The 8,831-nt window shown below is 63.1% G+C and carries 9 protein-coding genes and 1 pseudogene; 9 read left to right on the forward strand and 1 reads right to left on the reverse strand.

Translation table 11 applies throughout. The features are described from left to right. Nucleotides 1–475: 475 nt before the first annotated feature. Nucleotides 476–3,862: a dsDNA nuclease domain-containing protein gene (locus tag FNH09_RS25015; RefSeq protein WP_152891724.1), complete on the forward strand. Its 3,387-nt coding sequence runs from the start codon at nucleotides 476–478 to the stop codon at nucleotides 3,860–3,862. Nucleotides 3,863–4,251: 389 nt separating this feature from the next. On the opposite strand, the gene FNH09_RS25020 is transcribed toward FNH09_RS25015, so the two are convergent. Then, nucleotides 4,252–4,716 carry an NUDIX hydrolase gene (locus FNH09_RS25020; protein ID WP_162469058.1) on the reverse strand — a complete coding sequence of 155 codons (465 nt, stop codon included), beginning with the start codon at nucleotides 4,714–4,716 and terminating at the stop codon, nucleotides 4,252–4,254. Between the two features lie 18 nt (nucleotides 4,717–4,734). Here FNH09_RS25020 and FNH09_RS25025 point away from each other — a divergent pair, with 18 nt between their 5' ends. From FNH09_RS25025 to FNH09_RS48845, 8 genes and pseudogenes are all read left to right on the forward strand, one after another. Then, complete coding sequence (locus FNH09_RS25025) at nucleotides 4,735–5,514, forward strand: GntR family transcriptional regulator (RefSeq protein ID WP_152891726.1); 780 nt, start codon at nucleotides 4,735–4,737, stop codon at nucleotides 5,512–5,514. Between the two features lie 138 nt (nucleotides 5,515–5,652). After that, nucleotides 5,653–6,015: an SCO3933 family regulatory protein gene (locus FNH09_RS25030; protein ID WP_162469059.1), complete on the forward strand. Its 363-nt coding sequence runs from the start codon at nucleotides 5,653–5,655 to the stop codon at nucleotides 6,013–6,015. A gap of 2 nt (nucleotides 6,016–6,017) precedes the next feature. Beyond that, complete coding sequence (locus FNH09_RS25035; RefSeq protein WP_152891728.1) at nucleotides 6,018–7,379, forward strand: FtsK/SpoIIIE domain-containing protein; 1,362 nt, start codon at nucleotides 6,018–6,020, stop codon at nucleotides 7,377–7,379. An 83-nt stretch (nucleotides 7,380–7,462) separates the two neighbouring features. Continuing rightward, nucleotides 7,463–7,666 carry a hypothetical protein gene (locus tag FNH09_RS25040; RefSeq protein WP_152891730.1) on the forward strand — a complete coding sequence of 68 codons (204 nt, stop codon included), beginning with the start codon at nucleotides 7,463–7,465 and terminating at the stop codon, nucleotides 7,664–7,666. Continuing rightward, a complete protein-coding gene (locus tag FNH09_RS25045; protein WP_152891732.1) occupies nucleotides 7,666–8,343 on the forward strand; it encodes a DUF2637 domain-containing protein in 678 nt (225 codons plus the stop codon). Before FNH09_RS25040 ends, FNH09_RS25045 begins: the two co-directional genes overlap by 1 nt. Before the next feature lie 19 nt (nucleotides 8,344–8,362). Continuing rightward, nucleotides 8,363–8,554 (forward strand): mobile element transfer protein, encoded by a 192-nt coding sequence (locus tag FNH09_RS25050; protein WP_152891734.1) that lies wholly within the window; start codon nucleotides 8,363–8,365, stop codon nucleotides 8,552–8,554. Nucleotides 8,555–8,566: 12 nt separating this feature from the next. Beyond that, the gene (locus tag FNH09_RS47770; RefSeq protein WP_202919750.1) at nucleotides 8,567–8,722 is read left to right on the forward strand and encodes a hypothetical protein; all 156 of its coding nucleotides are present in this window, start codon (nucleotides 8,567–8,569) and stop codon (nucleotides 8,720–8,722) included. Nucleotides 8,723–8,746: 24 nt separating this feature from the next. Next, nucleotides 8,747–8,831: pseudogene (locus FNH09_RS48845) on the forward strand (SpdD-like protein); the annotation flags it as partial.

Here is an 8,831-nt window from a genome sequence, read left to right on the forward strand (position 1 = left end):
TTCCGAACGACCAAGCGCTTAGAAGATGCGGGCACGCTTTGGTGGACTGAGCCGACCGTCAGCGCTGCCGTCACTGCCGTCACTGCCGTCGGCCGCATAGTCGTGTGACCACCGCTTGAGGAGTTCGATCAGCCGCCAGGGAGTCACTGGCGCCTCCAGCACGGGATGGCCACGAAAGGTCTCTCGGGGTGCCCATGTCTGATGTTGTTGATGTCCAACGTGGACCACGTACGTCGTCTGGCATGCCGTCCTCCGTACTGAACAGTTTGCCGTCGTCTACCGGTTCCAGAGGGCAACAGAGGTGCGGGTGATTGTGTGAACCGCAGGCCTGGCCGCCTCGGTACACGGCATGCTGTTCCTGCGACGTCACAGACAGAGGTAGCGGAGTGACATCGCTGGCTGACGGAGCTCTGGTGCGGACCGTCAACCACGCAGCTGGGCTTTAGATATAGATGAACCTAGGGGCAGCAAGAAGTTGACCACTAACGATGTTCCGGAGCTAACTCAACTGCTCATCAACACGCCTGTCGAAGATTCAGGCACTGACACCGCATCGCGCTATAACTTTCAATATCAATGCGCGGCCCGGCATTGCATTGCAATGCTCGAAGACGCGACGCTGCGATCTGTTATCTGCGAGTGGCATGCCGATTTCGTTCTTGAATATTCTAACGATACGTACGAACTGACATCAGTAAAGCATCGAGAGCTCGAACTCGGCCCCTGGCCCTTCTCGGATTTGTGGGATCGTGGCGGATTGGTCAAACTCTACGAACGGTGGAAAGAATCTCCTGAAATGCGCTGTCGCCTCGTAACGAACGCGGCAATGAAAGCTGGCAGGGATTCGGCTCTTACTTTCGCGCAGGCTTGCAACGCCGATGACGTGCAAGGACTTGCACCATTCGTCGAACCTGCGTCTCGAAGACTTGGCTGCAGCTCGGACGAGGCACGTGCATTTCTGGAGGCACTGAGTGCGGAATTCAGCGTTCCAGATCGTGTTTCAATCCGTGCATACCACATTGTCAACACTGTGGAGCCGGCACTGCGTGCTGCAGGATTGACGGATGTTGACGCGGTATCCGCATGGGACTCAATTGTAAATTTGGTCGCACTTAAGTCAAGAGACTTTGACCACCGGAGATTTTCATCTATTCGATTGGCGCGCCCAGATGCACTAACTCCATCCTCGATTAGAGAGGCAACTATTGAGAGGAGGCGTGTAACGCGCCAGGATGTAGTTGATGCCATCTCGAAGCCTCCAGCAGGGAATAATGCGACAGATCCACAGACCTCCAACCTATGGACTCGTGAGCCCAGCCCCGAATTCACAGGTCGAGATGACGTCATCAGGCAGATTGGGGAGACTGTCTCAACGGAAGACTCCGGAAATCCTTGTCAAGCCGTTGTTGGAATCAGTGGAATCGGTAAGAGTGAGGTCTTGGCGCAGTATGCGTGGCAGAATGTCGGCCACTATGAATTTGTGTGGTGGGTGAGGGCGGATTCATGGGCCTCGACTGTAGCGGATCTCTCAGATTTCGCCGAAGAGAAGGGGCTAGCCAAGCCAACGTCTGCGTCGGCACTGGATGAAATGAAGAAATTCTTCCATAAGCACAGAGGGCTCATTTTGCTTGATGGCGCCCCCGCGGAAGAGGACTTCATCAGATTCATTCCAAGAAAATCAGCCACTAGATTCCTGATCTCTAGCGTGGACCAACGTTGGACTACGCACGTGCCGACACTGCGCCTCGAGCCACTATCTCCACAAGCTGCTAATAAGCTTCTTAAATCCATGCTTCCAAGCGTGCCAGATAGCGAGCTGACGCGCCTGAATGAGGCGCTGGGGGGTCTACCTTTGGCCCTCAAACAAGCAGCCAGCTACATGAGTGTTTCTGGTATTGCCACTCATACTTATACTGAGCTGTTGCGCAGCAGGGCGAAAGACCTACTCAGCCGAGCGGCGCCGCCCGAACATGCTGGACTGGCAGCAGCATTGGCAATCACGTTGGACCGCCTTGAAAATGACCAACCCCTTTCCCTGTTCCTGCTTCAAGTGCTCTCCTACGTAGCCCCTCAAGACTTCCCAACTGAGCTATTTGGCCTGAGTGCGGACCGGGAATCGGACGGCTTCAGCGACGTTCCTGAGAGTACGCCTACTGGCCGTAGATCTCTTCGAGCCGTGGTCGCGGAAGAACTCGAACAGCTCTCCGAGGAATCCGCTAGAGTGATTCAGGAACTCGACGATGAACTCACACTTCATGACTGTATTGTCAGTTTGCAGAAGTTCTCCCTGGTTGAGACGCAGCCTGGGGGTATCCACTGCCATTCATTGACTCAAGCCCTGGTGCGACAGTTTCTTCCTGAAGTGAATCGACGTACGGTAATTGATATGGCTACGAAACTGCTCAATGTGGTTGCTAGCCTAAACCCGGTCGACTCGCAATACTGGCCGCACTATCGTCAGATGTTGCCGCACTTTGAGGCTTTCATTGCTTGGCTGGAAGAGCAGAACGCTCGCTCGCCGATCCGGCTAGCCTTTTGCTGTTCAATCTCAATGCATCTAGCCCAGGTGGGCATGCAGGAGAGTAGCCTCACGTATGCGGAGAAGGCAGTTGCCTTCGCGGAAGCTGAGTCCTCTTGCGAGCTCGACGCCCGCTTGTTCGCCCATGCGACGCTGGCCGAGGCGCTGACCCAAATGGATCGATGGACCGAGGCACTCGACTTTATTGACTCCAGTATCCGCCTGGCGGAACAAGAGGAGGCAGATGCAACCTCGACCATTCCACTCTATGCTAAACGTGCCGCCGTATTTGGCCTGCAGGGGAAATTTCAAGCGGCAATCCATGAACTGGATCGTGTAAAGCAGTTGGCTAGGGCGATGGGCGATGAGGACGGAGCGCAGCACGTCAGGCGTGCAGTGGCTGCTAATATCGCTAATATGCGTAGAGAATACGGAGATACGCATGGCGCGGTAGTCGACTTCACTGAACTCATCACCCAACACTCGGCAGAAGACCCAAGGAACGAACTTGCTACTCTCTACTGCAATCTGTCCCTTGCACATTTCGACTCAGGGGACTTCTCTGCCGCTTTGGATGCATCACTCAAAGCTGTAGAGATCGATAACGAGATCTCCGGCGGCGTTCATGTTGCCGCTGCGCGAGACTGGAACAACGCTGGCTTGGCTCTAATGGAGCTGGAAGACCATGCAGCGGCTGCCAAGGCATTTGATAAGGCGTTGCAGATTCACAAAGCTCTTAGAGACGTAGACAGTACTCGTTCGCTTACTGCCGAGGCAAATTTGGCTCGGACCTGGACTGCCCGGGGAGAGTTTTCCACTGCCAGGAAAAAGCTTGAAGAAGTCCTTGCCAAGCAGGAGAAGGTACTGGGCGAGAGTCATCGGGATGTAGCGACTACACTAACGAACCTGGCGGTAGTCCTCAGCCATCTCGGGCTGAATGGGGATGCGGCTCGAGTCGCTCTCCGGGCTGTCAAGATCGACATCGCGGTGTATGGCGAAAAGCATCCTGAATTGATTCCCGACTACAATAATCTCGGTAGCGCCCTAATGCATCTAGGTCAATATCGCGCAGCGCTGAAATGGCTGAAAAGGGCCTATGAAATTGCGCGTGAACACTTCGGTCCGAGTCACGATCGAGTGGGCCTCTGCCTGGAGAAACTTGCACTGTGTCAATACTGTACTGGTGATCGAGTGGATGCGATTAAGAACATCGGACGGTGTGTTGAGATTCGAGAATCCCGCCTAGGTGTTGACCATTGGCAAACAAGGCTTGGGCGATCAATTCAAGCGCAAATGGTGTCAGGTAGGAATCCGATCGAAGTATCCGTTACTCAATCACTTTAAGAAATGGTCGGGCTGGTCGAGGAGGCTCGTCACTGCCGTTGAGGTCCGCGCCGTGTAATGCGAAGCGGTCGGCGGAGCGGCTTTGGGCTGGAGCTGCTTTGGGGCGAGTGATCATGGCCCCGTAAGCTTCCGGCGCGTCGGGCAGTCTTTGGACCTGCCCGCTAAAGCACGACGTTGGGGCCATGATCTTCGAGGCTCGCCCCAAAGTGGCTGCCTAAAGCCGTGGAGCCGACCGTCCTCAGCCACAGAGGGTGTCTCGCTACTTCTGCCCGCAGCCGCCGAGCGCGCCGCCGGGCGCGGCCAGCCGGGGCGAAGACAGGAGGCAGGCCGCGCCGCAGAGGCGGCGCGCGCCCGCGCCGTGCGCGGGCCTTGATGATGGAGAGAAAGTCTTATCCCACTGGGATCAGGCGCTTGCCATCGTGACTGCGGACGTGGGGGCCGTTGCCGTCCAGGGCGTCCAAGAGTCGGACTGCGAAGACCTCGGACATGCGGTCGTTGACCTCATCGGGGGTAAGCCACGAGACCGCCGTGGACTCGGTGGAGGTGCGTTCGGTGCCGCCCGACGGCTTGCAGCGGAAGACCAGGGCGACGATGCCGCGGGTCATGTTCTTGTAGACGCCGGTGAGTTCGTCCACCTCGACGTGGATGCCTGTCTCCTCCAGGACCTCGCGGGTGACGCCGGCCTCGGGGGTCTCGTCGAGTTCGAGGATGCCGCCCGGGAGCTCCCAGTTGCCGTTGTCGGCTCGGCGGATCGCCAGGAGGCGGCCGTCCTCGCGCACCACTACTCCGGCAACGGACACGGAGTGCAGCGGGGGCGGTGTCGCTTCCTGTGGTTGACTCATATAGAGGAGCATAGGAGGCAGGGAAGGACTATGGGAACTGCGGCGGGTGGGGTCGGTTCCGGGCCTCGATACGTACAGATCGCGGACGAGATCGTGCAGCAGATCCGGGCGGGGGTTCTCAAGCCCGGCGACATGGTGCCGAGTGAATCGGAACTGGTGGAGCGCTACGGCGTCGCCGGCGGAACGATCCGTAAGGCCATGGTCGAGGTGCGGGCGAGCGGGCTGGTCGAGACCCGGCACGGCAAGGGTTCGATCGTGAAGAGTCGGCCCCCTGTGCGGCACCGTTCCTCCGATCGCTTCCGGCGTTCGCTGCGGCGGGGAGGGCAGGCGGCCTACCTCGCGGAGTCCGCGCAGTCCGGGGCCACCGCCAAGGTCAGCGTCCTCTACATCGGGCCCCTGGAGGCGCCTGAGGATGCCGCCGCACGCCTGGGCGTCTCCACCGGTACTCAGGTGCTGGCGCGTCGGCGCCTCTACTTCCGCAACGGCACGCCCGTCGAGACCGCCACGTCCTACCTGCCCTGGGACGTCGTGAAGGACATCCCCGAGCTGTTCGCCGAGAACCCCGGCGGCGGTGGCATCTACGCCCGGCTCGAAGATCACGGGCACGAGTTCGCCGAGTTCGTCGAGACGGTGCAGGCACGGCCGGCCTCCAAGGCGGAGGCCTCGGAGCTCGCGCTGAGCCCGGGTGCGCCGGTGGTTCACCTGATCCGGGAGGCTCGTACGACCGCGGGTCGCGTGGTCGAGGTGTGTGACACCCTCATGGCCGCTGACCAGTTCGTTTTCGAGTACAGGATCCCTGCCGAGGACTGACGCCCACTCAACTTTGCTCAGCCCGTCGCGAGTTCTTCTTCGTGGCGGGTTGACTCATGTACAGGAGTGAGGCATTCTTCTTCATGTCACTCCTATACATGAGTGACGGAGTTTAGCATATATAGAGGAGTGATCTCTGTGCGTCAGATTCCCGTCGACACCTCCGGTGCGGTCGTGGTGGTCGCCAAGTCTCCGCAGGTCAAGGTGCGTGACCGCCGTACTGGTGAGATCGCCACCGACGCCGAGACGGGGGCGAAGCTGATGACCGTGGACGTGATGTTCGCGGCGAACGAGGAGGTGGAGATCCTGTCCATCACCGTCCCGGAGCCGGGCATCTCCGGTGAGCTGGCCATGGGTACGCCGGTCGCGCTCACGGGTCTGATCGCCCGCCCCTGGGAGAATGACTTCAACGGACAGCGCCGGCACGGCATCGCGTTCCGCGCGGTCGCGGTCACCTCGCTCGCTGGCGCTGCCGTCGCCGCAGGGTCCAAGGCGGCCTGATCATGACCCGCTTCACGGTCGTTCTGGTGCTGGTCGTCGCCGCCGCGGGTCTCCTGCGGTGGCGGCGCCCCGCCTGGTACTGGTTGACCTTCGGGGTCACGCTGGCCGTGTTACGGGTCCTGGCCCGGTACCGGACGGTGATGGACGCGTGCGGACTGACCGTCCCACCCGCACGGTGGCGGCTCGCCCTCGCCCGTGCCGCCAACCGGCCGATACCTGAGGCGCGTCCGCCGCGCATCCTGCGGCTGCGGCCGACTCGTACCGGCCTGGTCCTGCGGCTCAAGCTCCGCCCCGGACAGGACGCCTTCGACATCGCCGCCGCCTCGGACCGGCTCCGGCACTCGTTCTCGATGTATGGCGTGACGTCACGCGAACTGCGCTCCGGCGTCGTCGAGGTGCGGATGACCGGCTACGACGTACTCAAGCGGGTGCAGATGCCTGCCGAGACCGATTCACGGCCGATGCGGGTGCCGGTCGCCCTGCGGGAGGACGGCTCGGTGCACTACCGCGACTACCGGGCGGTACCTCACGCCCTCACCCTCGGCGCCACGGAGTCCGGCAAGTCCGTCTACCAGCGCAACCTGGTCGCGGGGCTCGCCTCGATGGACGTCGCCCTTGTCGGCATCGACTGCAAGCAGGGGGTCGAACTGTTCCCGCTGGGCCGCCGTTTCTCCGCGCTGGCCGACGATCCCGACACCGCCGCGGAAGTGCTCGACGCGCTCGTGGAAAGGATGGGACGCGTCTATCAGCTCATCCGGTCCCAGCAGCGGATCACGTCCGACGTGCCGGACGCGGAGATCGCCGCCGACATCTGGGACCTGCCCGACGACCTGCGCCCGGTTCCGGTCGTGGTCCTGGTCGACGAGGTCGCCGAACTCGCCCTGTACGCCAACAAGGAGGAGGAAAAGCGCCGGGACCGGATCATCACCGCTCTGGTCCGCCTCGCCCAGCTCGGCCGCGCGGCCGGCATCTACCTCGAAATCTGCGGGCAGCGCTTCGGCTCCGAACTCGGCAAGGGCATCACGATGCTCCGCGCCCAGCTCACCGGCCGCACCGCCCATCGGGTCAACGACGAGACCTCGGCCAACATGGCCTTCGGCGACATCTCCCCGGACGCCGTCCTCGCCGCCATCCAGATCCCGGCCGAGCTGCGGGGGATCGCCATCGCGGGCGACTCCTCCGGCGGATGGCACCGTATCCGCGCCCCGCACACCTCGCTCCGCCAGGCCGTGAACATCTGCAACCGGCATGCCGACCGGACCCCGGACCTGCCCGAGCTGGCCCCGTTCCGGCCCGCCCTCCCCGGCTCCGCGCCTGATTCTGCGCTCATGCCGCTGGTCAAGGCTTCCTCGGCCACCGCCTGATCCCTGCCCCGTCCCCACGGCAGGCGCGACCGCCTTCGCGCCAAGTCCCTACCCCGCCATGCCCAGAGAAGGGAGATCCCGTCATGTGCCCGGACTGCGAGGACTTCGCCCGGACCGTGCTCCTGCTCGGCCAACTCGCCCTGTACGCCGACACGGTCGGCGCGGACCTCGACTTCGTGGCCGTCGTCAGCCCGTCGCTCGCCGTCTCGCTGCCCGAGCCGCCGCCCGGCTTGTTCCCGGACGACTACGACCCCGACGGCGGCCCTGCCTACCCCGGTGACTCCTGATGGGCGGGCGTCACGGCCTCCGTGTCGACGCGGTCCTGATTCAGGCCGTCATCGCCGGGGCCCTGTCCTTCGCCCACCTGCACGACCTGGCCGCCGCGGCCGGACAGAACGGCTGGAAGGCCTGGGCCTACCCGGTCAGCGTCGATCTGCTCCTGGTCGCCGCCTGGCGACGCCTGCGCAGTGAGGGACCGTCCCGGCTGGCCTGGTGCTGGTTCGTCGTTGCGCTGTTCGCCTCGCTCGGCGCCAACGTCGCCACCGCCGGATTCCTCGACCTGACCGACCCGCCCGCGCTGCTCCGCCTCGGCATCGCCGGATGGCCCGCGCTCGCCTTCCTCGGGGGAACGCTCCTCGCGCACTCCCCTGCCCCGGAGACGGAGACGGCTCCGCCGGCACCAATCACCTCGATGCCGGACGCCGCACACTCGCACGAACTGCCGTTGCCGGACGCCGATCCCGTATCGGTCACGGAAGCCACGCCCGAGCCTGCTGCGGCGCCCGTCCCCACCGCGGAAGTCACCACTCCCCCGCAGGTCCCCGCCGTCCTGGTCGACCACGCCCGCAAGGTCGCCGACGAGTACCGCGCCCGTACCGGCTCCGCGATCGACCCCGACACGCTGCGCTCCCGCCTCGGCGTCCCGCCCCACCTCGCCGACGCCATCGCCGCCCACCTCAGCTGACCGCAAGGGAGATCAGACCATGCCCGCCCGCGACAACTTCCACTCCCTGATGCGGATCGGCCCCGTGCAGATCGGCACCCACCGCGACCGCAACGGCCGCATCACACACGCCGCCGTCTGCACCGCCGACCGCTGCGGCTGGTCCGCCGACTACTCCAGCCAGACCGCCGCCCAGCTCGCCGCCCGCACCCACCGCTGCCGCGTCGCTTAGGAGACACCGTCCGTGGACGTCCCCCTCTGGTTCGCCCTGCTCGCCGTCGGCTACCTCGGCGTCAAGCTCGTCCGCCCGCCCTGGTGGCTGATCTGCGTGCTCCTCCTCGGCGGCTACCTCCTCGCCGACAGCCTCTTCGCTCCCGTCATCGACACCGCCGTCAAGTAGCCCGCCGCGAAAGGAGAACCGCCCATGTTTCGGCCCAAGCTCCCGACCATGCCCCAGCCCACCGGCCTGGCCACCCCGCCCGCCGTCATCCAGCCGACCACCATCACCC

Source organism: Streptomyces adustus (assembly GCF_009377175.1).
In the GTDB taxonomy this organism is placed as follows: domain Bacteria; phylum Actinomycetota; class Actinomycetes; order Streptomycetales; family Streptomycetaceae; genus Streptomyces; species Streptomyces adustus.